Below are 25,562 nucleotides of genomic sequence, written 5' to 3' on the forward strand. Positions count from 1 at the left end.
CCGGGCCCGGGCGCCCGCGATCACCCTTCGTCGGCCTCCACCGGATCGGGAGCGGCGGCCCGTTGGAACCGGACCTTCTGCACGCGGCGCTCGTCGACCTCGAGCACCTCGAGACGGCCACCGTCGACCTCGACCACGTCGCCGCCCTCCGGGATGCGCCCCAGGCGCGCCATGATGAAGCCGCCCACGGTCTCGTAGCCGCCGGTGTCGGGCAGCTCGATGTCGGTGGCGGCCTCGAACTCCTGCAGGATCAGCCCGCCCTCGAGCGTGCCGTCGGCCTCGACGATCCGGTCCAGGCCCCCCGCGGCCGGCCAGGTCTCGCGGTCGAACTCGTCGTAGATCTCGCCGACCAGCTCCTCCAGCAGATCCTCGAGAGTGACGATGCCGTCGGTGCCGCCGTACTCGTCGACCACCACGGCGATCTGGTCCGCGTGGGCGCGCATCCGGTTCAGCGCCTGCAGCACCTGCACGGTGCCGGGAATGTGCTCGATGGGGCGGGCGAGGTCCGCCATGCGGGTGGTGGCCGGGTCATCGACCAGCAGGAGGTCGCGCACGTGGGCGAAGCCGAGCACGTCGTCCACGTCCTCCCCGGTGACGGGGTAGCGGGAGTAGCCGGTGTCGCGGATCTCCGCGCGCACGTCGGCCACGGTGTCGGTGCCGTCGAGGAAGTGCACCTGGTGGCGGGGCCGCATCACCTCGACGACGGTGCGCTCGGACGCATCGAACACGTCGCCCAGCACCCGGGACTCTGCCTCCTCGAGCGCCTCGGAGGAGCGCACCATGGACCTGATCTCCTCGGCGGAGACGGCCTCGCGGTTGGCGTGAGGGTCCCCGCCGAGCAGGCGCACCACGAGGTTGGTGGACGCGGACAGCAGCCAGATGAACGGGCGCATGGCCTTGCCGAACAGGTGCAGCGGTGGGCCGACGACCTTCGCCATCGCCAACGCGTTCTGCATCGCGAGCCGTTTGGGCACCAGCTCCCCGAGGACGAGCGAGAGGTACGCGATGACCAGCGTCATCCCGATCAGTGCTGCCGTGCTCGCGCTCGCCTCGGGCAGGCCCAGATCGGTCAGCACCGGGGCCAGGGACGGGGCGATGGTCGAGGCGCCGTAGGCGGAGGAGAAGAAACCGGCGACGGTCACGCCGATCTGCACCGCCGAGAGGAACTGGTTGGGGTCGCGCACCAGCGTCGCCGTGCGTGCGCCGCCGGGACCGCTCTCCTCCAGCTGCTTGATCTGCGATTCACGGAGATTGACGATCGCCATCTCGGTGCCCGCGAAGAGTCCGCCGACGAGCACGAAGAGGAGCACGAGGGCGAGGTTGGCGAGCGCAGTCCAGTCCATGGCTCAACGCTACCGGTGCCCGGGTGGGTCCCGACCACGCCACGTCACAGCAGCGGCAGCAGCTCCTGCCACACGGCGCGTGCGATCTCGGCCATGCCACGACCTTCGAGATGGGAGGTGATCGTGAGGACCGCCTGCTGTGCGGGCAGCACGATGATCAGCTGACCGTAGGCACCGTCGGCCCGCCAGGCACCCTCCGGGGTGCACTGCCAGACCCCGTAGCCGTAGTGGACGCTCTCGGGTTCGACGTCGCCGGTGGCGACCCAGGCGGCGTCGGCGTGCATCGCATCGATCCAGGTGGCGGGCACGAGCTGGCGACCCTCGTGCTCACCGCGCTGCAGCAGGAGACGGCCGATGCGGGCCAGCTGACCGCTCTTGAGGTGCAGGCCGGTCGCGCCCCAGCTGTGGCCGTCCCGAGTGGTGTGCCATTGCGGGTTCATGATCCCCAGCGGCTCGAACAGCCGCGGCATCAGCCAGTCGCGCATCGACTGCCCGGTGCGTTCACCGATCACCCGCGAGAGCAGGAAGATCGAGCCGTTGGAATACTCCCAGCGCTCCCCCGGCGCGGCGACCAGATCGGTGCCGAGTATCAGCGCAGTGAGGTCCTCGTGGTCACGCTGCTCGTCGAGGAAGCCCAGGATCGGGGAGCCCGAGGTCATCGTGATCAGGTGCCGCAGTCGCACCCGGTCCATCCCGCGGCCGTAGCCGCCGCTCGGGGCCGGCAGGTGATCGACCAGGAGATCCTCGATGTCGAGGAGGCCCTCGCCGGCCGCGATCCCCACGGCGAGAGCGGTGACCGTCTTCGAGCAGGAGTAGATGTTCTCGGCCGTGTCCTCGACGAAGCGGTGGGAGACCTCCTCGCGACCGGCGCGGTGCAGGTGGATCGCGCGTACTCCGAGGTCGCGTTCGAGGATCCGCTGGCGCAGCGGGAGCAGGAGCAGGTGATCGGGGAGCACCGGGGTGTCACCGACGACGGCCGAGTCGACCGAGCCGCCCACTGAGGAACTGGCTGCGAGGGTCGACGAAGCGGAGCTGGCGGCATCGGCAGGGCACATGGTTCGAGCCTACGGCGCGAGAACCGCTGGCCATAGTCGCCGACACCCGTCAGAATATTCAGGACTCCTGACGTCCCGGACGCCGCCCGCTTCCCCCGGTCCTCCTCGGCGGCTTCGACATCCTCGCCTACGCGATCATCGCGATCCGCAGCTGAGCTGCGCACTCAGCAGTGTCACGGCGCCCCGATCCGGTGAGATCCGCGGACTCATGATGGCGCTCCTTGCACGTTCGCCCCTGGTGGGGCCGGAACGGGTCCGCGCAGCAGCGGGTCGTCGGTCAGGCGCATCCACGATTCCATGCGTGCCCGCATGCCCTCCACCGTGTCGGCGTGCTCGCCGTCGGAGACGAGATTGTGTGCCTCGTGCGGGTCCAGCAGCAGGTCGAACAGCATCTCCTGCTCTTGACCTTGGTCACCCCACCCGCGGGCGGCGAGGTACTGCTTGCTGGCACCGGCGTCGGTGTGCTCGAGGATCCGGTGGTCGAGCTGGCGGAACGAGCGGATGTACTTGAACCGATCGGTGCGGACACAGCGCTGCGGCTGATAGTCCACGTGGTACGTGAGCTCGGCATGAACCGCGTCGTGCAGATGGTCCTCTCTGCCGTCCATCAGGGGCCGCAGCGATCGCCCGCGCAAGCCCTCCGAGGGGCTGATTCCCGCGATCTCGCAGATCGTGGGGAACAGATCGAGCTGACTGACCAGCGCATCGTTCACGGTGCCGCCGGTGAAACCACCTGGTCCGCGCATCATCAGCATCACCCCGATTCCGTCGTCCGAGAGCGTGCACTTCATGTTCGGGAAGGCGAGGCCGTGATCGGTGGTGCAGATGACGAGCGTGTCGTCGGCGATGCCTGCTCGCTCCACCGCGTCGAGCACCTGACCGACCCCGTCATCGAACCGTCGCACGCTCGACGAGTATCCCGCCATGTCCTCACGGGTCTCCGGCGAATCCGGAACCGGTGTCGGCGGCTGGAGGTACCGGGGATCGTCCGCCGGTTCCGGAGTCGGATACGGGCGATGGGTCTCGAAGAAGCCGACCTCGAGATAGAAGGGCTGCTCGGGGGCCGAAGCCAGGAAGTCTGCAGCGGCGGGCGCGACGTCGCCTGCCGAGTGGCTCGGTACAGGGAGGATCTCGTCATATCCGAGCTCCGTCGGGTCCTGGGCCACGTGCTGCAATCCTGCGAGCGCCGTGCGGTAGCCAGCCGTTCGCAGGACATGGCTCAGATGCTGATGGTGATCGGTCAGCGAGAATCCGCGATGGCTGAGCCCGAGCATGCCGACCTCATGCGGGTATCGCCCCGTCAACAGCGCCGCTCGGCTCGGCGAGCAGGTCGGTGAGGCGGAGAAGGCGCGCCGGAAGACCACGCCCTCCTCCGCGAACTGCTGCAGGCCCGGTGTTGCCACCGGATATCCGTAGGGCCTCACATAGCGCCCCGTGTCGTGGGAATTCACGTAGATGACGTTCGGTCGCACCCGGTCCTCCTCGTTCTCGTCCTTGTCCGCGTTCTTGTCCGCGTTCTTGTCCGCGTTCTTGTCCGCGTTCTTGTCCGCGTTCGTCGTGCAGTGGATTCGGCGGCGCGCCGGGCCCGGCTCGACCGGGCAGATGGGACTGTTCCGCGCCGCCGCTGCCGGGGTCAGCCGTCGGCCTTCTCGGCGAGTGCCTGCTGATACTCGTCGCGGATCGCGTCACCTCCGCCCTTCTTCCAGGTGGCGACGGCATCCGCCCAGGCACTCACCGGTTTGCGACCTTGGAGGATGTCCGTCTCGATGTCCCCGAGGGCGGAGCCGATCTGCCGGCCATCGCGGCTCTGGGTCTGGCTGTAGAGACCCTCGACGGGATTGTGCGTGACCGTCGGAGCCAGCTCCTGCGTGACGTCGTACAGCGCCTTGGTGACCTCGGGGTCCCTCGGGGTGAAGTGGACCCAGGGCCCCTGCGCGATGTACTTCTGCCCCAGCTGCAGCTCGTTGCGTCCCTGCTCGGTGAGGATCGGGTTGGTGCCCTCGAGATCATGGTGGACACCTTCCAGCCCATAGGAGTTGAACAGGTACTCGGCGGATCCGTGGGGTGCCGCGAAGTAGTTCAGGACGTCGAGGAGGGCAGCCGCACGATCCTCGGACTTCTTGCTGATCGAGGTGATGTTGTGGGTCGCCGCCCCCATGTGCACCGGGGCCACCCCACCGCCCTCCGCCTTCGGCGGCTGGAGCACTCGCAGGCCGAAACCGTCGGGGAGGGGGAAGTTGTTGAAATCCGGCCACCCGGACAGGGTTCCCCAGAAGAGGGTGCAGGTACCGCTGACCACCCAGGTCTTGCGCTGCGGGATATTCGCCGTGAAGGCATCCGGGTGCACCAGGCCCTCCTTGACCAGCTTCCGGCCCGCCTCCAGCGCGTCCTCCTGGCGTTCGTGCTCGTGGGCGCTGACAAGTCCGTCGGCGTCCCCGGACCACACGTTGGGGATCTCGAACATCTGCCGCAGGAACCCGAGCGGTACGAGCGGAAGCGCCCAGCGATTCCCGCCGGTCATCTCCTGACAGGACTCGTGGAAGCCCTCCAGGGAGCTCACGTCGACCTCGAGCCCCTCGCTCTCCATGAGGTCCTGGCGGGAGTACATCACCGTGCACTGCACGATCCCGCGAGGTACGGGGACAGAGTAGATCCGCCCACCGTAGATGCACGAGTCCCAGCACCGGGGAGGAACGTTCGCCAGGGAGGGGTAGTCCGCGACCGCACCGCCCGAGAGCAAATCGGTCAGGTCCGCTGCACGCTCGGACAGCATGGACGGCAGGCTGGGGACGTCACCGGGGAAGAACGAGAAGATGTCGGGCAGGCGGTCGCCCGCGATGGTGGTGTTGAAGCGGTCGGCGAAGTCGCCGGTCGGCACCACGGAGATCGAGGTGGTCGCACCGAGGCGCTCGTCGAGCTCCTGCCAGAACGCGTTCGAGTCGCGCCCCGGAGGTGCCGGCGTATTGGTCATCACGAAGAAGCCCACGTCCTCGCCGTCACCGGGCGGGCCGTCGATCACTGCCTCGGGATTCTCGGGATAGTCGAGCATCGCTCCGCTGATGCCCGCCTCGTCGTCCCCCTCGAGATCGAGGGTGACCCCTTCGAAGGGGATGTAGTCGGGCCTGGTGACGTTCGCGTTGTCGCCGAGCTCGGCGCCGCCGCGGCCCTCATTGCTGCAGGCTGCGAGGCTCAGGGGGCCGAGGCCAGCGGCAGCGGTCAGCCCGACCCCTCCTGTGACGAGGCCACGTCGGGAGATACCTGGTGTGGTGGTGGACGTCTTCATGGAGACTGCTCCTTCGCTCTTTCTCGGGATGGGGGAAGGGGATCTTGAGTGCGGGAGAGGGCACTGCCTCGGGGGCGCGGAGCCTGCTCCGCGACCTGCGGTCAGCCGTCGGCCCTCTCGGCGAGCGCCTGCTGGTACTCGTCGCGTATGTCGTCTCCACCACCCTTCTTCCAGGTCTCCACGGCCTTCGGCCAGTCGCTCACCGGCTTTCGGCCCTGGAGGATGTCCGTCTCCAGATCGCCGAGGGTGGTGCCGATCTGCCTGCCCTTGCGGCTCTGGGTCTCGCTGAAGAGGCCTTCGACGGGATTGTGCGTCGCCCCCGGACCCAGCTCCATCGACGCGTCGTACTGCGCCTGCGAGACCGTGGGGTCCTTCGCACTGAAATGGACCCATGGCCCCTGGGCCATGTACTTCACGCTGAGCTGCAGTTCGCTGCGCCCCTTCTCGGTGACCACCGGGTTCGTGCCGTCGAGTTCGTGGTGCACGCCCTGCGCGCCGTACGCCATGAACAGCTGCTCGGCGGTCCCGAAGGGCGCCGCGATGTAGTTCAGGACCTCGAGGAGAGCAGCCGCACGATCCTCGGACTTCTTGCTGATCGACGTGATGTTGTGGGTCGACGGCCCCATGTGCACCGGGGCCACTCCGCCGCCTTCCGCCAGCGGAGGCTGGAGCACGTCGAGGAGGAAGCCGTCCGGGAGGGCGAAGTTCGCGAAGTCCGGCCAGGCGGACATGGTGTCGAAGATCAAGGGCGTGGTGCCGTTGGCGACCCAGGTCTTCCTCTTGGGCTGATCCACGGTGAAGGAGTCGGGGTGGGCCAGGCCCTCCTGCACAATTCGTCGGCCCGCCTCCAGCGCGTCCTCCTGTCGTTCGTGCTCGTTGGCGCTGGTGAGTCCATCGGCGTCTCCCGACCACCCGTTCGGGATCTCGAACATCTGCCGCAGGAACCCGAGCGGGACGTGCGGGAGCGCCCATCTGTTCCCACCGGTCAACTCCCTGCACGAATCCAGGAAGCCCTCCAGGGAACTGACGTCGACCTCCAGACCCTCCGACTCCAGGAGATCCTGGCGCGCGAACAGCACAGAGGTCTGCACGACGCCGCGGGGCACCGGGATGCTGTAGATCTTCCCGCCGTAGATGCAGGCGTCCCAGGCCTTCGGCGGCACGTTCGCGAGGAAGGGATAGTCCGCGACCGCGCTTCCGGCGAGCAGATCGGTGAGGTCCGCGGCGCGCTCCGCGAGCATCGCGGGAAGGCTCGGCACGTCGCCCGGGAAGAACGAGAAGATGTCGGGAAGACGATCGCCGGCGATCGTGGTGTTGAAACGGTCGGCGAAGTCACCGGTCGGCACCACGGAGATCGAGGTGGTGGACCCGAGGCGCTCGTCGAGCTCCTGCCAGAAGGCATTGCTGCCGGGCCCAGGAGGCGCCGGCGTGTTGGTCGGGACGAAGAATCCGATGTCCTGCCCGTCCCCGGGAGTCCCGTCGAGGACCGGCTGCGGGTTCTCCGGGTAGTTGAGCATCGCCCCGCTGATGCCCTTCTCGTCGTCTCCTTCGAGGTCGAGAGCGACGCCTTCGAAGGGGATGTAGTCAGGCCGGGTGACGCTCGCATTGTTGCCGAGCTCCGCTCCGCCTCGCCCTTCGTTGCTGCAGGAGGAGAGGCCCAGCGTGCCGAGGCCTGCCGCGGCGCCGAGGCCGAGCCCGCCTTTGACGAGATTGCGCCGGGAGACCCCGGAGGTGGTGGTCGAGAGATTCATGATGACTGCTCCTTCGCTCTTCATGGAGTAAGTGACCAGGGGTCGCCGACGTGGGGTGCCGGGATCCGTGACAGGTGGTGGCGTCAGCCCTTGACGGCGCCGGTGAGCATCCCCTTGGCGAAATGTCGCTGCAGGAACGGGTAGACGATCAGGACGGGCACGATCGAGATGACGAGGATGGCCATCTGCAGGGACGTCTGCGGGGGCAGGGACGAGGTGTCGATACCGAGGTCCTGACCACCGAGCTGGGTGCCCTGGACCACGTACGTGCGCAACACCATCTGCAGAGGCCATTTGCTCGCGTCACTCAGGTAGAGCAGCGCGTTGAAGAAGGCGTTCCAGTAGCCCACGCCGTAGAACAGGCCGACGACCGCGATGACCGGTTTGGACAGAGGCAGCCCGATACGCAGGAAGAGCTGGAATTCGCCGGCACCGTCGACCTTGGCCGAGTCGAGGATCTCCTGCGGGAGCTGCACGAAGAAGGCTCGCACCACCACCACGTTGAAGGCCGATACGGAAGTCGGGATGATCAGCGCCCACAGACTGTCGAGCAGCCCGAGCCGCTCGACGACCAGGTAACTGGGGATGATGCCGGGACCGAACAGCAGGCTGATCAGGACAAGCACCAGCAACGGTCGATTCGCGAACGCTCCTTTGCGGCTCAGCGCCCAGCCCAGGGTTGTCGTCAGGATCAGGCTCAGTGACGTCCCGACCACGGTGACCAGCATGCTGACTCCCAGAGCGCGGGTGACCACGCCGCCGGAGAAGATCATCTGGTACGCGGTGAAGTCGATGCCGGTAGGGAACAGGACGAACCCGCCGGCCTTGGTCACCTGATCCGGCGAGGCGATGCTCGTGGAGAAGACGCCCACGAACGGCAGCACTACCGCCGCACAGGCGATCGTGAGGACGATGCCCTTGATCACCGACTCCGTGGGGCCCGGCGTCGCAATGCCGTCGATCATCCGGGGCTTCTTCCTCCGGGACCTGCCGCGACGACCCTGGTCGGCCTCGCGCACATCCTGAGAAGTCTCTGACGCAGTCATGCCTTGTACACCCCTTCTTCGCCGAACATGTGCGCGATCTTGTTGGCCATCAGCACGAGGATCAGCCCGACGACGCCCTTCACCAGCCCGACCGCGGCCGAGACGCCCCAATACCCGCCGACCACGCCGTTGTTGTAGACGTAGGTGTCGAGGACTTGCGCAACGCCGGCCCCGACCGCGTCCTGCTGCAGGATCAACTGCTCGAAGCCCACGGAGAGGGAGTCGCCGAGCTTCAGGATGAAGAGCATGATGATGATCGGCCTCATGCCCGGGAGCGTCACGTGCCATGTCTGATGCCAGCGGGTCGCGCCGTCCATGGCTGCCGCCTCGTAGAGCGACTTGTCGATCCCCGCGAGGACGGCGAGGAAGAGGATGGTCGCCCATCCCGTGTCCTTCCAGATCACCTGGGAGGTGATGAGCGCGTAGAAGGTATCGGCATTGCCAATGATGTCGATGGGCTCCCACCCGTTGGCGCGCAGGAAGTTGTTGAGCAGACCTGCACCACCGAGCATCTGCTGGAAGACCGCGACGACGATGACCCAGGACAGGAAATGGGGCAGGTACAGCACGGACTGGACAACCTGTCGAACCTTGTTGGAGACCAGACTGTGCAGGATGAGCGCCAGAATGATCGGCGCCGGGAAGACGATGACCGTCTGCAGCGCCGTGATGATCAGCGTGTTGCGCAGTGCGTTGAGGAACTCCGGGTCCCCGCTCACCAGGATCTGGAAGTTCTCGAACCCGACCCAGAGGCTCTTGGAGATCCCCAAGTACGGCTGGAAGTCCTGGAAGGCGATCACGTTGCCGCCCAGCGCCAGGTACTGGAAGACGACGATCACCGCCATGCCGGGCAGGGCGAGCAGCAGCACGGCGCGGTCGCGCCATATCCGCTGCCACCACGGCAACTGCGCTCGAGATCTTCCGGCTCGGGATCCACCCGCCTTGCGGACTTCCTTCTCCTTCCGGGGGGAGGAGGTGTTCTTGACGTCTGCTGTCATCGTGCCGCCCCCTTGGGGAGTCGGGATCCTGCTGAGTACCTGTATGCGCTTTCCCGCGGTTGCCGGGAAGGCTCGCACTGCCATCGGCCCACAATCTGCTCCATCGCATAGTGATCGATCACTCTGGTATTCTCACGTTAGAGGCAGTTGTTCTAGCGCGCAACCCCCTGCTCCGATCGCTCACCCGTCAAGCCCTGGGTCGAGCCCGGAGCCTCGCGCGCAGCAATGCTCAGCCAGGAATACTGGGAGTCATGTCGGATCTGCCGCAGCGGTGCCGACCACGATCCGATCCAAGGGACGACCAGATGCAGCCGGACTCGACGAAGAGCACCAATCGGGCGACGATCTGGCAGGTCGCGGCAGCCGCCGGAGTCTCCCACCAGACTGTCTCGCGGTACCTTCGCGCCGACACGGGGATGAAGCCCCAGACCCAGGAGAAGGTGCGCCTCGCCATCGCGGAGCTCGGATACAGACCCAACCTCTCGGCGAGGACCATGCGCACGCGTCGCACCCAGCGCATCGGGGTGCTGCTGCCGGCGGTCAGCGGGTTCCAGGCGTCAGCACTGAGCGGCGCGATCGACATCGCCACCGCCGAGGGGTACGCACTCGAGGTGCTGAGCGTGGACGGCGACGCGCACGCCGCCTTCGAACGTGTCCTGCAGATCGCCGACTCAGGGCAGGTGGACGGGGTCCTCGCGCTCGCGCCTCTACCCCCGGAGACGGAGAACAGCTACCCGGGCCGGGCGGCGATCGTCGCCTCGGCGGACTACGACGAGAACACCCGCAGCATGGGCGCGATGGCGGATGGGGCTCCGATCGCCGAGCTGATGGACGGTCTCCACCGACTGGGACATCGACGGTTCCTCCACGTGACCGGCGAACTCACCTATGCCTCGGCCCGAAATCGCCTCGCGGTGTTCATCGAGTCCGCCGACCGCCTGCAGGTCGGGCCACCGCAGGTGCACACGGGCATCTGGTCGGCGAGATCAGGGCAGGAGGCGATCACATCCTTGGCGGAACAGGATCGCCCCACCGCTGTGATCGCCGGGAGCGACACGATCGCCGCCGGGGTGATCAACGGTGCCCGGGAACGCGGTTGGAGTGTTCCGGAGGACCTCAGCGTGACCGGCTGGGACAACCAGTTCCTCGGCGCACACCTGCGGCCCACACTCACGACCGTCAACGATGATCGACGTCAGCTGGGTCGCAACGCCATGAGCCGCCTGATCGCCGCCCTGCGCGAGCAGCCACTCCCGGAAGAGGAGGCCCTGTCCACGGTGATCTGGCGAGGGTCGACCGGGCCGCCCCCGGGCTGACCCGGCGCGGCCCGGCCCGGCGCGGCCCGGCGCGGCGCGGCCCGGCGCGGCGTGGCCCGGCGCGGCGTGGCCCGGCGGGGCGCACGAGAACGGGACTTATTCGTGGAACGACTGCCTATATGGCATCGGCTCCACGAATAAGTCCCGCATTCGCCACGATGGCGAGCAACCGGGCCCGATCAGTCCTCGGGCAGCTCGGCGAAAGTCGCTTTGGAGGCGTTGTACCACCCCAGGGACTGCTTGGGGTGCAGCCAGCGGAACTTCATCTCCTGGCGGGCCGGCCCGTGGGCCTCGTCGCCCCTCTTCACGGCCTGCCTGAGGTGCTTGTCCTGGGCATGGATGACGTCGTCAGCGCTCTCACCCTGATGGGCGAGGTCGCAGGGTCCGCCGAGCTGTTTGCAGGTCATGGTCTTCATCGGATTGTCCTTCCAGGAAGGTGGATGCTGCGGGTTCTCCCGCACTCACTTCTCTGACGCACGCCGGGCCGGATGTGTGACCGCCGGGCGCGATCCCTGGCGGGGGTCAGCGGGGATCGGCCCCGTCGCGCCGCACCACCCGGTCGATGACCTCAGGATCTGCACGGAAGTCGATGCGCACCACGCGACCGTCCTCGACGGTGAAGTCGAACAGGACCATCGCCTGCCCGCGGTGGAACCACGCCGAACCGGCGCGACCATCCACACTGACCGGCAGGGCGGCGTGCGCCGAGCCGTTGAAGAAGCTCGCGATGTCGTCGCGTCCATCGAGAGCTGTGGGAGTGCCCGTCTCGATCGCCTGCCGATCCCCGCGGACCACGGCATCCGGGGCGAGCAGCTGCACCAGGCGCGTGAAGTCGCCTCCCCGGGCAGCGGCCATGAACGCGTCGACGACCTCCCAGTCGGCGAGCGCGTCCTCGGGGCGGGGCTGGGCGACCTTGGCGCGGGCGCGGGAGGCGAGCTTGCGGGCCGCCTGCGGCGTGGTGTCCAGGGCCTGCGCGATCGTCGTGAACTCGAAGCCGAAGCTGTCGTGCATGACGAAGGCGACCCGCTCGTTCGGGCTCAGCCGGTCCAGCACCATCTGCAGGGCGATGCCCACCGTGTCGGCGAGCGCCACGTCCTCCGCCGGGTCGGGGGCGGTCCCCTCGACCTCGATCTCCTCCTCGGGGATCGGGGTGCGCCGGCGCAGCCGGTCCAGGCACAGTCGCGTCGTCACGGTCGTCAGCCACGCGGGCAGGTTCTCGATGTCCTGGTCCGTGGCATCGAGTCGCAACCAGGCACGCTGCGCGATGTCCTGTGCTTCGGTGGCGTCGCCGAGGATCCTGGCGGCGAGTGCGACCAGCCGGGGCCTCTCCTGCTCGAAGCGTCGGGCGAGGTCGTCCGTACCGGTGCCGTCACTTCCGCCGGCGTCTGTGCCGGCCATCGGATCCATCTCCATCGGGTCCATGACCCCATCCTTCCCTCTGCGCCGCCGGCCATGCCGCCGAAGACTCCTGCACGTTCGACGCGCACCGTGCGCCGGATGTGACGGGCCCCTCGGCGACCTGCTCAGTCTCTCGGCGGCCCGCTCGGTCTCTCGGCGGCCCGCCTGCCCGTCGACGGCCCGCCCGGCCCCTCGGCGGACTGCCCGCTCAGGGTCGGTAGTCGGTATCGGGACGCTCGGGGTTGCCGATCGATGGACCGTCGATGCTCACGCTCTCGCCGTCGATGCGGACCTTGGAGAGCCAGGTCTGGCGGCCGGGATCCTCGCCGACGGGGCTCGGCTGCCAGGCGTGATAGACGTACCAGATGCCATCCGATGCACGCACGGGCATGCCGTGCCCGGGCCCCGCGGCGACGTCGTTGGCCGAGAGCACGGGCTGGTCGGAGAGCTTCGTCCACGGCCCGTCGATCGCGTCGGCGATCGCGACGCCCACCCCGTAGGTCTCGTTCCAGTACTCGCCGGCGGAGTAGAACAGGTAGTAGCGGCCGCCGTCGGCGATCACCGCCGCGCCCTCGATCGTGTAGATCTCCCAGGCCTGATCGCGCTCGAGGATCCGGGTGCGCTCCCCCTCGAGGGAGAGGCCGTCGTCCGCAAGGCGCTGGGCGAACAGGAAGGAGTCCTGATCTGCGGCGTTGCCGTCGTTCTTCCAGAGCAGCCAGAGCGAGCCGTCCTCGTCCCGGAACGGGGAGGCGTCGATGCATCCTCCCTCGTCGGGGGTGGACAGCAGCGGCGCGTCCGCCGAGTCGACGAAGGGCCCCTCGGGTCTCTGCGCCACCGCGACGCCGATCGCCTGCCGATCCGTGGCGCGCTCCCGGGCCGTGTAGTACGCGTGGAAGCTGCCGTCCACCTCGATGACCTCAGGCGCCCAGTGCCTTCCGCTGATCGACCAGGGAGCGATGACGGGCTGGCCGTCCCCCACCCGACGCCAGTGCACGAGGTCCGGGGATCTCAGCACGGGCATGTTCCCGGCGGCTCCCGCCGTGGAGTACAGGTAGTACCCCTGGTCGACGCGCAGAACTCCGGGATCCGGCTGATTCGTGGCGATCACGGGGTTGGTGTAGCCGGAGGTGGCGTGGGCGGCGGGCAGGCTTGCCCCGGCGGCCACGGAGAGGGTCCCGGAGGCGAACAGGGTGCGGCGGGAGATACGGGCGAGAGGCGTCATCGTCGGCGTCCTTCGTGGAGTGGAGACCGTGCGGCAGTGCCCGGCCGCCCCTATTCCTACGTGAGAAGCCAGGAGGTGTCCAGGCCTCCGTGGAACTCAGACGGTGCGCTCAGATCAGCACGGGCTTCGGCGGGAGCTCGCCCGACGACCGACCGACGGGCTCGAGCAGGCGGAGCCCGTCGCGCCGACTCACCAGCACCACGAACACCACGGTGAGGATCAGCAGCGCGATCGCGCCAGCCGCTCCCCCGGCCAGGGCCGCCTCGGCGGAGGCGGGCCCGACCTCCGTGCTCGCGAGGGCCGCGGCGGAGGTGCCGGGGGCAGAGACCGCCGCGCCGACCGCCGACGCGCCGGCTCCGGCGCCGGTGCCCGCTGCGAGCGCGGAGACGCACAGTGCGGAGACCGTCGCGGTGGCGGTGAGCAGGATCGGGAGCTCGAGGCCGCCCGTCTTCCAGGCCAGCACGGCGGCGCTGAGCGCAACAGCCAGGGCCGGAAGCATCACCGCGGCGGTGAGCTCACGGCCGATGAGGGCGAGGGCAGCCACGACCAGGATCCCGACCACCGGGCTCCGCAGCCAGGTGCCGATGGCCTGGAGCACCATCCCGCGCAGTGCCAGCTCGAGACCGACGGCTTGGATCGGCGCCAGGACCAGCACGAGCAGGACCACCACCGACAGCTGAAGGAAGGATGCCCCACCGCCGACCGACCCGGCACCGTCGGCGCCGACGACCGCGCCCGCGACGGCGGCGATCGCGACCACGCCGAGCGCACCGACCACGACCCAGATACCGGTGGAGCGCAGCAGTTCCGTGCGCCAGCGACTGGCGACCGACCAGGTCGGGCCGAGCGGACGCCACCCGCCGACGCGCACGCCGACCAGTGCGGCGGGCCACCACAGGGCCCCCATCGCGAGAGCGATGCCCACATCGAGGGGACTGGTGGGGTCGCCGCTGGTGACTCCCATCGCGGCGTTCACGCCCGGTACGAGCGCGAGGACCAGCACGGTCCCCACGAGCAGGACGGAGGCGAGGATGACATACACGACCAGGGCCGTCGCGAGCGTGAGCACGGGCCGGGACGGGGCTGCCCAGGCGGGGCGCAGCGTCGCGAGTCGGTGATACGGAAGGGGGCGATCGGCCCGGGGGGTGCTCATGCGGCGTTGCCTGCACTCTCGTCGTGGGCGGCGGGGCTCGCCCCGTCGGCGTGCGCACGCGACGGGTCCGGCAGGGATCGGGGCGCACCGAGCGACCGGAGATCGGCCGTGACGGGCTGGTCGGGAGGAAGAGCGAGGAGTCTGCACATGACCGTTCCACTGTAGAACCCCCTGGCTGTGGACGCCGTGAGGGCGGCCACCCCTGGGCAGTCCGGTCCTGATCCGTCGCTCACGACGGCGATGCCGGTCGCCCGTCCGGCCTCGTCGGCGCACTCCGGAGACGGGCTGCCCCTCTCCGCCAGGGCCGCTCGGCACCTCAGGAGTTACCGCAGGGAAGGCCTTGACCCCGCAGCATTACAGCGCTGTAGAGTCACGGGCGGGACATCACCCACCGGCCACGACGAGGAGGCAGGACATGCCAGGATCACGCTCCCCGGACGTCCTGCTGCTGATGACCGACCAGCAGCGCGTGGGCTGCACAGCCGCCCAGGGCGGCCCCGACACGATGCCTCGCACCGACGCCCTGCTCGCCGCCGGGACCCGCTTCGAGCGCGCCTACACCAGCTCCCCGGTCTGCGTCCCGGCTCGGACCAGCCTGCTGACGGGCCGCTTCCCGACCGCCCACCGGGTGCGCCAGAACAGCACCGCGCGGCACGCGAGCTTCGGGACCGACCTGCTGGACGTGCTGCGCGACGCCGGCTACTCGCTGCACTTCAGCGGCAAACCGCATATGCACCCCGGCCCGGACGATTTCGACAGCTACAGCGGGCCGTTCTTCCACGACAGCGGGCCCAGCGCAGGCCCCGACGCCTCTCCTGGCGCATCTGCCACGCCGATCCCGTCGGACCGGTCCGATCCGCCTGCTCCTCCCGACCGCGACCCGGCCGCGTTCGAGCAGTGGCTGCGCGAGCTCGACCACGGCGTCGCCGACGTGCCCACCCCCTTCGCCCTCGAGGACCAGTTCCCGGTGCGCATCGTCGACGGCGCGCTGCAGGCACTCGACACCGCGCCGGCCGATCGCCCGCAGTTCACCTGGGTGTCCTTCCCCGAACCGCACAATCCGTACCAGGTGCCCGAGCCGTACTTCAGCATGTTCGAGGACCAGATCCCCGAGCGCGCGACCGACGCGAGCGTGCTGGACGGGATGGACTGGCGGTTCCGCTGGCTGCACCGCCTGATCGAGGAGAAGCGGCCCGGCTTCGACCGGCAGTGGCGCCGGTACCGGGCGAACTATCTGGGCATGCTGCGGTTGATCGACGACCAGATCGGGCGTCTGCTCGACGCGATCGCCGAGGGCGGCCGGGAGACGATCATCGTGGTGCTCTCCGATCACGGCGACTTCGTCGGCGAGTACGGGCTGCAGCGCAAGGGCGCCGCCATGCCCGACGCGCTGATGCGCATCCCCCTGGGCTTCAGCGGCCCCGGCATCGTTCCCCAGGTCCGCGAGGAGCTGGTCTCGATCATCGACATCATGCCGACCCTCGCCGAGCGCCTCACCGGCGCCATCCCGGACGGGGTGCAGGGCCGTTCCCTCGATCCGCTGCTGCGCGGCGAGAAGGTACCCGAGGAGGAGTTCGGCTCGATCCTCGGTGAGCTCGGCTACGGCGGGGTCTCCTACGAGGAGACCGATCGGCCACCGCTGCACTTCTCCTACGAGGGAGCCGGTTTCGACGAACTCAACTCCGTCACCCTCGGCGGCGAGATGCGGATGCTCGTCCACGGCCACCACAAGCTCGTCGTCGACGACCACGGCCACGACACCCTGCACGACCTGACCGCCGACCCCCTGGAGATCCACGACCTCAGCGAGGATCCCGAGCACCAGGAGATCCGCTCCGACCTGCACCGACGGCTGGTGCGCTGGATGATGCGGGCCGCCGACGACCTCCCCGCCGGCGCATACACGCCCCGCACCCGACCCCACAACTGGCGCTGGGCATGAGGCCCTCGCCGCCCCCTCGAAGATTTCGGAGGCCCGACATGACCCCTTCGACCCGCCTCTCGCGCCGATCGCTGCTCGCCGCCGGAGGCGCCGCCGCAGCCCTCCCTCTGGCCGCCTGCGGTCCGGGCGCCAAGGACGCCTCGGCCGATCTGCTGGTCGCCTGGTACGGCGGCCAACCGGTGCACGACGGCATCGACGGGGCGCTGACCGCCTATCGGGAGGCGAAACCCGACCTCCCGATCACCACCCAGAAGGCCGCCTTCGTGGACTACTGGGACAAGCTCGCCACCCAGGTCGCGGGCGGGCAGGGGCCCGACATCGTGCGCATGTCGATGTCCTGGCTGTCCGAGTACGCCGAGCGCGGTGCGCTGCTGGACCTCGGTGACCTCATCGGGTCCACGATCGACGTCTCCGCGCTCGACGAGGATGCCGCCGCGGCCGGCACCACCACGGAGGGGCAGTTCGGCATCGGGCAGTCCTCGATCACCCAGACCAGCTTCCGCAACCCCGCCCTCGTCCAGGAGCACGGGATCGAGCTGCCCGAGACCTGGGACTGGAGCGACTTCACGGAGTTCGCCACCGGCTTCGCCGAGCAGGCTGGTCCCGACATGTACGGGACCACCGACGCCGGCGGGGATTTCCAGCTCTTCGGGGTGTTCGCGCGCCAGCACGGGACGGAGCTGTTCGACGGGCGCTCCCTCGCCGTCGGGGCCGATGTCATCGAGGAGTGGCTGGTGATGTGGCAGAGCCTGCGGGACGCGGGCGCCGCGCCGCCCCCTGAGCTCACCGCGGAGTCCACCGGTTTCGAGGACTCGCAGTTCGCCGCCCTGACGGCAGCGGTCACCTTCGGCTGGGTGCAGCAGGTGACGTTCTACCAGCCGGTGGTGCCGGACCATCCGCTCGAGGTGGCCGACGTCCCGGGCGCCGCCGCCGGCGACCTGTCGGGACAGTTCGTGACCGCCCTCGACTTCTGGTCGATCCTCTCCTCGAGCCCCCGCCCCGACGACGCCGCCGCCCTCATCGATTTCCTCGTCACCGATGCCGCGGCCGTCTCGTCGATCGGTCTCACGCTCGGCGTGCCGCCGTCGTCCGCCTCCCGCGACCTGCTCGACGAGGCGGCGGACTCCGCCGCGTCGAAGGCCATGGCCTACGTCGAGTCCGTGGCCGGGAGCACGGGACCGCCACCGGCTCCCTGGCCTCAGGGCTACGGCGCCCTGCAGGGCACCGAGTTCGGCCGCCTGAACGAGGACGTCGCCTTCGGCAAGGCGACCCCGTCGGCCGCTGCGGCGTCGTTCATCGAGGCCGCGGCCGCCGCCCTCTCCGATTGACGGCGCGGCCGGCCGTGCGCGTCCCGTCGGCGACATCGCCGTCGGGGTGGTCAGGCCGTCAGTAGACTGGCCCGCGTGCCGCAGGACAGACGCTCTCCCCGTCCGCGCCTGACCGACGTCGCCGCGGTCGCAGGCGTGTCGATGAAGACCGTCTCCAACGTCATGGGCGGTTACGCACCCGTCTCCGAGCCGACCCGCACGAAGGTGCTCGCGGCCGTCGACCAGGTCGGGTACCGACCCAATCTCTCCGCCCGGAACCTCGCCCGTGGCCGCTCCGGGGTGATCGTGCTGGCGGTCCCGCGCCTCGAGCTGCCCTACTTCGCCTCGCTCGCCGGGAGCGTGGTCGAGGCCGCCGGAGAACATGGCTGGTTCGTGCTCATGCACCAGACCGGCGGGGATCCCGACGGCGAGCGCCGCGCTCTCCACGGCGATTTCCCGCAGCGCATCGACGGCATGATCCTCAGCGCCCGGGAGCTCGGTGCCGACGACCTGGCCGATCGCCGCGCCACCCTCCCCCTGGTGATGCTCGGGGACCACCGGCTCGCGGGCGCCGCCCCGCATGTCGGGATCGACAATCGCGCGGCCGGCCTCGAAGCTGCTCGACACCTGATCGCGGGTGGGTGCCGACGACTCGCGATGATCGGTGCCACCGCCTCCGGGGTGGCGGACGACCGCGCCTCCGGGGTCCTGGACGGACTCCACGAGGCCGACCTGCCGGTGATGCCCGAGCTCATGCGCCCGATCAGGGCGAACACCGGCGAGGACGGCGAACGGGCCACCGCGCAGATGCTCGACGAGGTCGCCGACCCGCCGGACGCCCTGTTCGCCGTCACCGACTGGGTGGCGATGGGGGCGATCCGTGCCCTCCACGCCCGCGGCCTCTCCGTGCCGGAGGACGTCGCGGTCATGGGGTTCGACGACATCCCGTACGCGAGCAGCGTCTCCCCCTCGCTGACGACGATCGCCCCGGACCGCGGCGCCGTCGCCCGCCTCGCCGTCGACGCTCTCGAAGAACTGGTCCCCCGTGGAGCCGGTGGGAGTCCAGGGGCCACGGCCTCCCCGCCGGAGTCCGAGCGGTGCGCCCCGTTCCGTCTGGTCATCCGCGAATCCACCCGGCCCGTGGCCTGATCACCGGCAGGCGGGCGCGGCCCCGGTCACATCCGGGAAGCCCGCGCCTGCCGTCGGCGTTCGGGAGGGATGTGAGCACACATAGTCACCGCACCCTCGGGATCCTCGGCGCCGGCAAGGTCGGCACCGTGCTGGCGCGACTCGCGGTCGCCGCCGGGCACGATGTCCTGATCTCCGGCTCCGGCGACCCGGCCAAGATCGACCTGATCACCCGGATCCTGGCCCCCGGCGCACAGCCGGTGACGAGCCGGGAGGTTGCCGAACGAGCCGACCTCGTGATCCTGGCGCTGCCCTTGGGCAAGCACGCCTCGCTCCCGGCCGACGCCCTGACCGGGAAGATCGTCGTCGATGCCATGAATTACTGGTGGGAGACCGACGGGCACGTCGAGGAGTTCGCGCATCCAGGCGCGTCGACCAGCGAGTTCGTGCAGCAGCAGTTGCCCGGGGCGAGAGTCGTGAAGGCCTTCAACCACATGGGGTACCACGACCTCGAGGATCTCGCGCGGCGCACCGCCCACACGGACCCGACCCCGCGGGCGGCCATCGCGATCGCCGGGCCCTCGCCGGCGTCCGGCGTGGTGGCCGAGCTGGTCGACGAGCTGGGCTTCGAGCCGGTGGTGATCGGGCTCCTCCCCGACGGAGTGCGCCTGCAGCCCTTCGCCGAGGCCTTCGGTGCCGGGGTCGATGCCGCCTCGCTGCGGGCGATCGTGGACCGTTTCCCTCAGACCGAGAGGGGGCGCGAGGTGCTGTCGGCGCTCGGAGCGGGTGCCGGCGCGAGTGCCGATGAGCTGACCGACGAGAGGGTCTGACCCCTCCCGCGCTGCGGCTCCCACATCCCCAGTCCGACGCGCCGCGAGTACCACCACCAGATGCCGGCGCTCAGCAGCAGCATCGGCACCATGGCGAGTGCGAGGCCCAGGAGGCCGACCTCGCCCTGTTCGGTGAAGCCCGGGATCAGCGGCGAGATCGCGAAGAGGGTCCAGTTGTTGGCCGCATGCAGCAGGATCGGGATCTCAAGGCCCCCGGTCTTCCAGGCCAGCAGGCCCATGACGATCGCGAAGGCGGCGATGTCGATCTGGCCCACCCAGTTGTAGCCGTGGCCCACCATGAACAGCGGGACGGGTACGAGAATCCCGACGATCGGCCAGCGCAGCCAGGTGCCCAGAGCCTGCATCGGCAGCGCCCGGAAGGCGAACTCCTCGCCCGCGGACTGCAGCGGGGCGAGCACGAGGGCCACCAGCCACGCGAGAACCACGCCCGCCTCGAGCGGGGGCACCACGACGGCTTCACGCTCCAGGATCAGGTTCGCGCCCATGTTGAGCAGCACGTACACCGGAACCACGACGAGCGCCGCGCGCCCCATCAGGCCCCAGCGGAATCTCCCGAGCACCGACAGGGCGATGCCGGCGCGGCCGTAGCCGACCAGCGTGCCCACCAGCACGGCGGGGACCAGCAGGGCCAGCATGCCCAGCCCCAGGAATTGATCGGCCGGATTCAGCGGATCGGTGAGGGAGGGACTGGTCGCCAGGGCGGGCCACACCTCTCCGATGATCATCAGCGGCACCATCACGTGAAGGTTCATCGCGATCCACACGATTCCGGCCACTGCGATCGTGACCAGCGGGCGCCACCAGTAGTGACGGTGCGGGATCGCGTGAGCGGAGCGATGGTAGGGCTGCGCCGGCGAGGACGCCGCAGCGTCGACCGACACCGCTTCGCCGGGAACAGTCGCCGTGGCGGAGCCGTGGCCCTCGTCGGCCGGTTCTGCGTCGGCCGGTTCTGCGATGGGGGCGCCGACGGAGTCGAGCAGGGTTCGGGGAAGGGGTTCGTGCTGCATCATGCCCCGATCCTCTCGGTTCCTCCGGTCCCCGGGCATCCGCCTCTCGTCCCCCTTCGCGCAGCGCGGGTCCCCCGCCCGACCCTGCCGCACGGCTGATACTGCAGGCCGGGCCATCAGCCGCACGGTCGATCCGTCGGCCGTGGGTTCTCCCTACGCTGTCACCATGACCGTCACCGCGCCCACGACCTCGACGCCGCCCTCTCCACGGCGGTTCCGTGAATGGGCCGTGGCCATCGTGCAGTCCGTGGGCTGCACTCTCGTCGGCCTGCTCCTCTGGCTGATCATCTTCGGCTTCCTCCTCGAGGAGTTCCACGACGATCCCCCCGTCGGGCTGCTGGCCATGACAGGCATGGATGCGCTGGTCGGCGCCGCCGCGGGACTCGCAATCGGTCCTGCGCGCTTCCTGCACCCCGGGCGCCTCCACTCCGTCGTGCACCTGCTCCTCGCGATGAGCGGAGGGCTCAGCGTCTGGGCTCTGCCGGCCTCAGCGATCGCGCTGTACCGCCTGGGGATGCGGAGGCGACCGGTGCTGGACGTCTCCGTGCTCGTGGTGATCGGCGTGGCCTCGATGGTCACGATGCTGCTGGACTCCTGGATCCGCTCCGACCCGATGGGCACCTTCGTGCTCCTCACGATCCTGGTGATGATCGCGGGCGCGACGATCCCGCTGCTGATCGGCCGCGTCGTCGGGACCCGTGATGAACTGCTCGCCTCCCTGCGGGACCGAGCTGCATCCTCGGACCGGGAGCGGGAGACCGCGCAGCGCGAGCGCGAGGCCGCGGAACGGGAGGCTGCAGCGCTGGTGCGCGAACGCGACGCCGACGCCGCCCGCGTGCGCGCCGAGGAGCGCGCCGCCCTGGCCCGCGACATGCACGACAGCATCTCCCATCACCTGGCCACCATCGCCATGCACGCCGGGGCCATGTCCTACCGCGAAGACCTCCCGCCGCAGGAGCTGCGGCGCACCGCGGGCACCGTGCGGGACGCGGCGCAGCAGGCCAACCGGGAGCTGCGCACCGTGCTGCTGACCCTGCGCACCACCGAGGGCGACGCGCCGCTGGCCACTGCCCCCACGCTGTGCGACATCGTGGAGCGCTGCCGCGAGGAGAACCAGGATGTGGAGCTGACCTGGGACGGTGTCACGGCCGATGCTCTCGCCGCCCACGACCGCAGCGCCGTGGTCACCCTTGCGCGGATCCTCACCGAGGTCACCACGAACGCTGCCAAGCACGCGCCGGGCGAGCCGCTGCGCATCACGCTGTCCCGAACCGACGACCACGTGGTGCTCCGCGCCCGCAACCCCTGCCCCGCGAGCGCGGCCACCGGGGAAGCCTCAGCGGCGCCCACCTCCACCGGGCACGGGCTGCTCGGGGTGCAGGAACGGGCCCGACTGCTGGGTGGCGACGCCCGCTATGGGGTGAACGACGGCGCCTTCGAGGTGGAAGCATGGATGCCATGGTGAACGAGACAGGGAGCGAGGACCGCCGGGTGCGGGTGCTGCTGGTGGACGACGAGGCGCTGATGCGTGCCGGTCTCCGGCTGATGATCGACGGCGCCCACGGGATCGAGGTGATCGGTGACGCGGCAGACGGTCAGGCCGCGCTCGAACAGATCCACGAGCTCACTCCCGACGTGGTCCTGATGGACATCCGCATGCCCCGCATGACCGGTCTCGAAGCGCTGCAGGCACTGCGCGAGACGGGCTGCGAGGCGCGAGTGATCATGCTGACCGCCTTCGACACGGACGAGTTCCTGCTGCAGGCGCTGCGCGCCGGGGCAGTGTCGTTCCTGCTCAAGGACTCCCCGCCGGAGGAGGTCGTCCAGGCCGTGCTCGAGGCGGCCGGGGACCGCCCCCGCTTCTCCCCCGACGTGCTCACCCGCCTGGTGCGGCTCGCATCGGCCGACGGCACGGACCCGTCCGGCGCAGTGACCGGACGCGGAGCGTCAGGCGGGGAGAAGGCCGGGGAGGGACCTGGGGCGTCGACGACCGCTTCCCCGACCCCCGCGGGGATCACCGAGCGCGAGTGGGAGGTGGGCCGTCTGGTGGCCCGGGGCCTCGCGAACCCGGAGATCGGCGAGAAGCTGTTCATGAGCGTCGCGACGGTGAAGACCCACCTGGGCAGGCTGTACCACAAGCTGCAGGTCACCAATCGGGTCCAGCTCGCGATCCGGGTGCTCGAGCTGGGCGGCTGAGCACGCGCCGACGATCCGATTGCTCCCGACATCCCGCGCGACGACCCGCGTGCGTCAGCGCATACGTCTGCGCCGGGCAGCCCGACGGTGCCCTCTGATAGCGTTTCGGGCATGTCAGCCGCATCATGCTCGGCCGCTTGCGCGGCAGTGACCAGGACGACCCGCTAGCGGCGGGCGTTCCGAGTCACAGAACCACTCACCTGGAACGTACTGCCGCTTCGTGATCACTCCGGAGCGGCGCTTCCATGCTGCTCAGACGCACTACTGAGCGGAGCACTTGATGCTTTCAGACATTCTTTCCTCACGCGGGCAGAGCCCGTCTTCGACACGCGCATGGCTGGTGCTGTGCTCGATGTCGATGCTGCAGTTCTTCATCGCAGTCGACGTGACCGTGGTCAACATCGCGCTGCCGTCGATCGGCGCCGATTTCGACGTCGCCGGGCACGCCCTGACCTGGGTCGTCGTCGGCTACACCATCACCGGCGGTGGCCTGCTGATGCTCGGCGGTCGCCTGAGCGATCTGTTCGGTCGCCGTCGTGTGCTGCTGGCGGGTGCCACCTTGTTCGGTGCCGCGTCCCTGCTGGCGGGGCTGGCCCCCTCGTTCCTCGTTCTCGTGCTGGCGCGACTCCTGCAGGGCGTCGGCGAGGCCATCGCCCTGCCGGCCGCGATGGCCACCATCGTGATGATGTTCCCCGAGGGACCGCTCAGGTCACGGGCGTTGAGCGTGTGGGCCGCGGTCGCCAGCTGCGGGCTGGTGCTCGGCTTCGTCCTGTCGGGCATCATCACCGCGCACCTGGGCTGGCGGTGGGTCTTCCTGATCTCGGTGCCGTTCATCCTCATCGTGATCGTGGCGTCCCTTCTCCTCGTGCGGGCCGACCGGCCCGTGGCGCGTGGAACCGCTCCGCTGGACCTGCCGGGGGCGCTGCTGCTGACCGCCTGCCCGCTGGCGTTCACCTACGGCGTGGTACAAGTCGGCGAGCCCGGCGCGAATCTTGTGGTGAGCGCGGCGGCGCTGGCTGCTGCAGTCCTGGCTGGTGTCGGTTTCGTGCGTGTCGAAGCGCGCTCTCCTCACCCGCTGGTGCCGCTGAGCTTCTTCGCTGATCGGGCACGGGTCGCCGCGAACCTGGCCACGATGCTGCTCAGCGGGGCGCTGTCGACCTCATTCCTGCTGTTCACGTTCTACCTGCAGGACGTCCTCGGGATCGGCCCGTTGGGGGCGGGACTGACGATGCTGCCGCTTGCCGTCTCGCTGGTGATGGCGTCACTGCTGGTGCCTCGATTGCTCAGCAGATGGGGAGCTCGCATCTGTGTACTGGCCGGTCTCGGCCTCGCGGCAGCCGCGATGGCCACGATCGCGCTGGTCGCCGCCCTCGGGGCCGGGTCGCTGTGGCTCCTCCCGGCGATGGTGCTGATCGCTGCTGCGATGGGCTTCGGGCTGGTCGGCCTGCAGTACATAGCCGTCAGCGGCGCGACGGAGAAGGACGCGGGCATCGCCTCAGGAGTCCAACGAGCGGCTGATCAGCTCGGCGGCGCCAGCGGGGTAGCGATCTACGTCGGGATCGGGTTCGCCCCGGCCGTGCACTTCGCGGACCCGTTCCTGATCGCCACCGTGCTCGCAGTCGCCGGCCTGATCATCGGTGCCGTGGTCATTCATCGCGCACCGGTTGCGAAACTGTCCGAACCCGCCGCGTGAGAGTTCGCCCGCCGCCGTGCTGACCCCTTCGTGGAGCGGGCGTGGCGGCGGGCTGCACGCTCCGGCCGCGACACCTGGCCGAGGGTGAAATATTCCCTGGGCGGGCCCCCGGTGCCCTTGTATTCTCACGCCCATAATCCGCCCGCTGGTCTCCGCAGTGCTCGATGCTCTCGATGCCGAATCCACGCACCGCGACGCCGAGCATCTGCTCTGCGATTCCGGCTGGAGCTCATGCGGCGCTGGCGATTGGGCGGTCGCCTTCGCGGCCCCTGACGCCGACGTCGTCGCCCGGATCAGCCCCTTCGACCCCGTCGGGCCCTACACCGTTCGGCTCTACGACGAGGCGTCCATGACGGGCCGGGTGCCTCGATTGCTGGCGCATCGGCGCCTGGCCGGGGGCGGTGATCTCCAGGTGATGGAGCGGCTCCTCCAGGTGCCGGAACCCGAGGCGATGGACTTCCTGGCCCGGTTCGCGGAGCCCGAGCCGGAGCTCGCTGCCCTCGCCGAGACCGTGGCCCGCGTGCATGCCGATGCGCGGAGCGACCTTCCGTGGTGCGGGCCTCTGGACACGAACCCGTCGAACATCATGCGCACTCTCGCCGGGCAGCTCATCCTGACCGACCCGTACTACGCGGACGGCCGGGAGCTGTACGCCACCGCCGAGCGCGAACCGGACCGCTTCACCCTGGTGATCCCCGAGGACCAGCGTCGCTACCTGACTGAGATCCCGCTCGCCTGGTCGGGCCCGTGGAGCCTCGAGGATCGCGCGGCACTGCGCACGTCGCTCCGACGCGCCGATAACCGCAGAACTCCTCGTCGAGGCCCGGTAGCCGCAGCCCCGTGACCCGTCGAGCTCGGCGCGGGTCAGCATAG

Annotated in this window: 21 protein-coding genes; 9 read left to right on the plus strand and 12 right to left on the minus strand. The window is 69.6% G+C overall.

The window, feature by feature from the left end; translation table 11 throughout:
- Positions 1 to 20: 20 nt before the first annotated feature.
- From INT51_RS09795 to INT51_RS09825, 7 genes are all read right to left on the minus strand, one after another.
- Entirely contained in the window at positions 21 to 1,343 is a 1,323-nt protein-coding gene (locus tag INT51_RS09795) for a hemolysin family protein (RefSeq protein ID WP_193105114.1), read from the minus strand.
- Between the two features lie 44 nt (positions 1,344 to 1,387).
- Positions 1,388 to 2,398 carry a serine hydrolase gene (locus INT51_RS09800; protein WP_193105115.1) on the minus strand — a complete coding sequence of 337 codons (1,011 nt, stop codon included), beginning with the start codon at positions 2,396 to 2,398 and terminating at the stop codon, positions 1,388 to 1,390.
- A 206-nt stretch (positions 2,399 to 2,604) separates the two neighbouring features.
- Positions 2,605 to 3,870 carry a sulfatase gene (locus INT51_RS09805; protein WP_193105116.1) on the minus strand — a complete coding sequence of 422 codons (1,266 nt, stop codon included), beginning with the start codon at positions 3,868 to 3,870 and terminating at the stop codon, positions 2,605 to 2,607.
- A gap of 161 nt (positions 3,871 to 4,031) precedes the next feature.
- Positions 4,032 to 5,681 (minus strand): extracellular solute-binding protein, encoded by a 1,650-nt coding sequence (locus INT51_RS09810; protein ID WP_193105117.1) that lies wholly within the window; start codon positions 5,679 to 5,681, stop codon positions 4,032 to 4,034.
- 101 nt (positions 5,682 to 5,782) lie between these two features.
- A complete protein-coding gene (locus INT51_RS09815) occupies positions 5,783 to 7,432 on the minus strand; it encodes an extracellular solute-binding protein (RefSeq protein ID WP_193105118.1) in 1,650 nt (549 codons plus the stop codon).
- 83 nt (positions 7,433 to 7,515) lie between these two features.
- The gene (locus tag INT51_RS09820) at positions 7,516 to 8,397 is read right to left on the minus strand and encodes a carbohydrate ABC transporter permease (RefSeq protein WP_193105119.1); all 882 of its coding nucleotides are present in this window, start codon (positions 8,395 to 8,397) and stop codon (positions 7,516 to 7,518) included.
- 77 nt (positions 8,398 to 8,474) lie between these two features.
- Positions 8,475 to 9,476 (minus strand): sugar ABC transporter permease, encoded by a 1,002-nt coding sequence (locus tag INT51_RS09825; protein WP_193105120.1) that lies wholly within the window; start codon positions 9,474 to 9,476, stop codon positions 8,475 to 8,477.
- 305 nt (positions 9,477 to 9,781) lie between these two features.
- Here INT51_RS09825 and INT51_RS09830 point away from each other — a divergent pair, with 305 nt between their 5' ends.
- Positions 9,782 to 10,792 (plus strand): LacI family DNA-binding transcriptional regulator, encoded by a 1,011-nt coding sequence (locus INT51_RS09830; protein ID WP_193105121.1) that lies wholly within the window; start codon positions 9,782 to 9,784, stop codon positions 10,790 to 10,792.
- A gap of 179 nt (positions 10,793 to 10,971) precedes the next feature.
- Here INT51_RS09830 and INT51_RS09835 read toward each other — a convergent pair whose 3' ends face one another.
- The 4 genes from INT51_RS09835 to INT51_RS09850 all read right to left on the minus strand — a co-directional run bounded on the left by INT51_RS09835 (position 10,972) and on the right by INT51_RS09850 (position 14,565).
- Positions 10,972 to 11,208 (minus strand): hypothetical protein, encoded by a 237-nt coding sequence (locus INT51_RS09835; protein ID WP_193105122.1) that lies wholly within the window; start codon positions 11,206 to 11,208, stop codon positions 10,972 to 10,974.
- Positions 11,209 to 11,314: 106 nt separating this feature from the next.
- Entirely contained in the window at positions 11,315 to 12,214 is a 900-nt protein-coding gene (locus INT51_RS09840; protein ID WP_226832193.1) for a sigma-70 family RNA polymerase sigma factor, read from the minus strand.
- 184 nt (positions 12,215 to 12,398) lie between these two features.
- Complete coding sequence (locus INT51_RS09845) at positions 12,399 to 13,412, minus strand: glycoside hydrolase family 43 protein (protein WP_193105123.1); 1,014 nt, start codon at positions 13,410 to 13,412, stop codon at positions 12,399 to 12,401.
- Positions 13,413 to 13,521: 109 nt separating this feature from the next.
- Positions 13,522 to 14,565, minus strand: coding sequence for a CAAX protease (locus tag INT51_RS09850; protein WP_193105124.1), 1,044 nt, complete (start codon positions 14,563 to 14,565; stop codon positions 13,522 to 13,524).
- A gap of 415 nt (positions 14,566 to 14,980) precedes the next feature.
- Between INT51_RS09850 and INT51_RS09855 the strand changes: the two genes are divergently transcribed.
- From INT51_RS09855 to INT51_RS09870, 4 genes are all read left to right on the plus strand, one after another.
- Entirely contained in the window at positions 14,981 to 16,507 is a 1,527-nt protein-coding gene (locus tag INT51_RS09855; protein ID WP_193105125.1) for a sulfatase-like hydrolase/transferase, read from the plus strand.
- A 38-nt stretch (positions 16,508 to 16,545) separates the two neighbouring features.
- Positions 16,546 to 17,835 carry an ABC transporter substrate-binding protein gene (locus INT51_RS09860; protein WP_193105126.1) on the plus strand — a complete coding sequence of 430 codons (1,290 nt, stop codon included), beginning with the start codon at positions 16,546 to 16,548 and terminating at the stop codon, positions 17,833 to 17,835.
- Between the two features lie 75 nt (positions 17,836 to 17,910).
- On the plus strand, positions 17,911 to 18,963 hold the full coding sequence (locus INT51_RS09865) for a LacI family DNA-binding transcriptional regulator (protein ID WP_193105127.1): 1,053 nt from the start codon (positions 17,911 to 17,913) through the stop codon (positions 18,961 to 18,963).
- A gap of 71 nt (positions 18,964 to 19,034) precedes the next feature.
- Entirely contained in the window at positions 19,035 to 19,772 is a 738-nt protein-coding gene (locus INT51_RS09870; RefSeq protein ID WP_193105128.1) for an NADPH-dependent F420 reductase, read from the plus strand.
- On the opposite strand, the gene INT51_RS09875 is transcribed toward INT51_RS09870, so the two are convergent.
- Positions 19,685 to 20,803, minus strand: a complete 1,119-nt coding sequence (locus INT51_RS09875; RefSeq protein ID WP_226832194.1) for a CPBP family intramembrane glutamic endopeptidase — start codon at positions 20,801 to 20,803, stop codon at positions 19,685 to 19,687. The genes INT51_RS09870 and INT51_RS09875 overlap by 88 nt on opposite strands.
- Before the next feature lie 163 nt (positions 20,804 to 20,966).
- Here INT51_RS09875 and INT51_RS09880 point away from each other — a divergent pair, with 163 nt between their 5' ends.
- The 4 genes from INT51_RS09880 to INT51_RS09895 all read left to right on the plus strand — a co-directional run bounded on the left by INT51_RS09880 (position 20,967) and on the right by INT51_RS09895 (position 25,533).
- Positions 20,967 to 22,265 carry a sensor histidine kinase gene (locus tag INT51_RS09880; protein WP_193105129.1) on the plus strand — a complete coding sequence of 433 codons (1,299 nt, stop codon included), beginning with the start codon at positions 20,967 to 20,969 and terminating at the stop codon, positions 22,263 to 22,265.
- On the plus strand, positions 22,250 to 22,996 hold the full coding sequence (locus tag INT51_RS09885) for a response regulator transcription factor (protein WP_193105130.1): 747 nt from the start codon (positions 22,250 to 22,252) through the stop codon (positions 22,994 to 22,996). The genes INT51_RS09880 and INT51_RS09885 overlap by 16 nt, the downstream gene beginning before the upstream one ends.
- A gap of 352 nt (positions 22,997 to 23,348) precedes the next feature.
- On the plus strand, positions 23,349 to 24,689 hold the full coding sequence (locus INT51_RS09890) for an MFS transporter (protein WP_193105131.1): 1,341 nt from the start codon (positions 23,349 to 23,351) through the stop codon (positions 24,687 to 24,689).
- 157 nt (positions 24,690 to 24,846) lie between these two features.
- Positions 24,847 to 25,533 carry a hypothetical protein gene (locus tag INT51_RS09895; RefSeq protein ID WP_193105132.1) on the plus strand — a complete coding sequence of 229 codons (687 nt, stop codon included), beginning with the start codon at positions 24,847 to 24,849 and terminating at the stop codon, positions 25,531 to 25,533.
- Positions 25,534 to 25,562: the final 29 nt, after the last annotated feature.

Source organism: Brachybacterium sp. FME24 (assembly GCF_014897705.1).
Taxonomy (GTDB): domain Bacteria; phylum Actinomycetota; class Actinomycetes; order Actinomycetales; family Dermabacteraceae; genus Brachybacterium.

What these genes read in the sequence shown, in the direction of transcription:
- INT51_RS09845 (WP_193105123.1), bottom strand. Translation starts at nt 13,412, where the DNA reads ATGACGCCTCTCGCCCGTATCTCCCGCCGCACCCTGTTCGCCTCCGGG.
- INT51_RS09840 (WP_226832193.1), bottom strand. Translation starts at nt 12,214, where the DNA reads ATGGACCCGATGGAGATGGATCCGATGGCCGGCACAGACGCCGGCGGA.
- INT51_RS09820 (WP_193105119.1), bottom strand. Translation starts at nt 8,397, where the DNA reads ATGATCGACGGCATTGCGACGCCGGGCCCCACGGAGTCGGTGATCAAG.
- INT51_RS09880 (WP_193105129.1), top strand. Translation starts at nt 20,967, where the DNA reads ATGACCGTCACCGCGCCCACGACCTCGACGCCGCCCTCTCCACGGCGG.
- INT51_RS09885 (WP_193105130.1), top strand. Translation starts at nt 22,250, where the DNA reads ATGGATGCCATGGTGAACGAGACAGGGAGCGAGGACCGCCGGGTGCGG.
- INT51_RS09800 (WP_193105115.1), bottom strand. Translation starts at nt 2,398, where the DNA reads ATGTGCCCTGCCGATGCCGCCAGCTCCGCTTCGTCGACCCTCGCAGCC.
- INT51_RS09795 (WP_193105114.1), bottom strand. Translation starts at nt 1,343, where the DNA reads ATGGACTGGACTGCGCTCGCCAACCTCGCCCTCGTGCTCCTCTTCGTG.
- INT51_RS09810 (WP_193105117.1), bottom strand. Translation starts at nt 5,681, where the DNA reads ATGAAGACGTCCACCACCACACCAGGTATCTCCCGACGTGGCCTCGTC.
- INT51_RS09855 (WP_193105125.1), top strand. Translation starts at nt 14,981, where the DNA reads ATGCCAGGATCACGCTCCCCGGACGTCCTGCTGCTGATGACCGACCAG.
- INT51_RS09815 (WP_193105118.1), bottom strand. Translation starts at nt 7,432, where the DNA reads ATGAATCTCTCGACCACCACCTCCGGGGTCTCCCGGCGCAATCTCGTC.
- INT51_RS09835 (WP_193105122.1), bottom strand. Translation starts at nt 11,208, where the DNA reads ATGAAGACCATGACCTGCAAACAGCTCGGCGGACCCTGCGACCTCGCC.
- INT51_RS09890 (WP_193105131.1), top strand. Translation starts at nt 23,349, where the DNA reads ATGTCGATGCTGCAGTTCTTCATCGCAGTCGACGTGACCGTGGTCAAC.
- INT51_RS09825 (WP_193105120.1), bottom strand. Translation starts at nt 9,476, where the DNA reads ATGACAGCAGACGTCAAGAACACCTCCTCCCCCCGGAAGGAGAAGGAA.
- INT51_RS09875 (WP_226832194.1), bottom strand. Translation starts at nt 20,803, where the DNA reads ATGATGCAGCACGAACCCCTTCCCCGAACCCTGCTCGACTCCGTCGGC.
- INT51_RS09830 (WP_193105121.1), top strand. Translation starts at nt 9,782, where the DNA reads ATGCAGCCGGACTCGACGAAGAGCACCAATCGGGCGACGATCTGGCAG.
- INT51_RS09850 (WP_193105124.1), bottom strand. Translation starts at nt 14,565, where the DNA reads ATGAGCACCCCCCGGGCCGATCGCCCCCTTCCGTATCACCGACTCGCG.
- INT51_RS09860 (WP_193105126.1), top strand. Translation starts at nt 16,546, where the DNA reads ATGACCCCTTCGACCCGCCTCTCGCGCCGATCGCTGCTCGCCGCCGGA.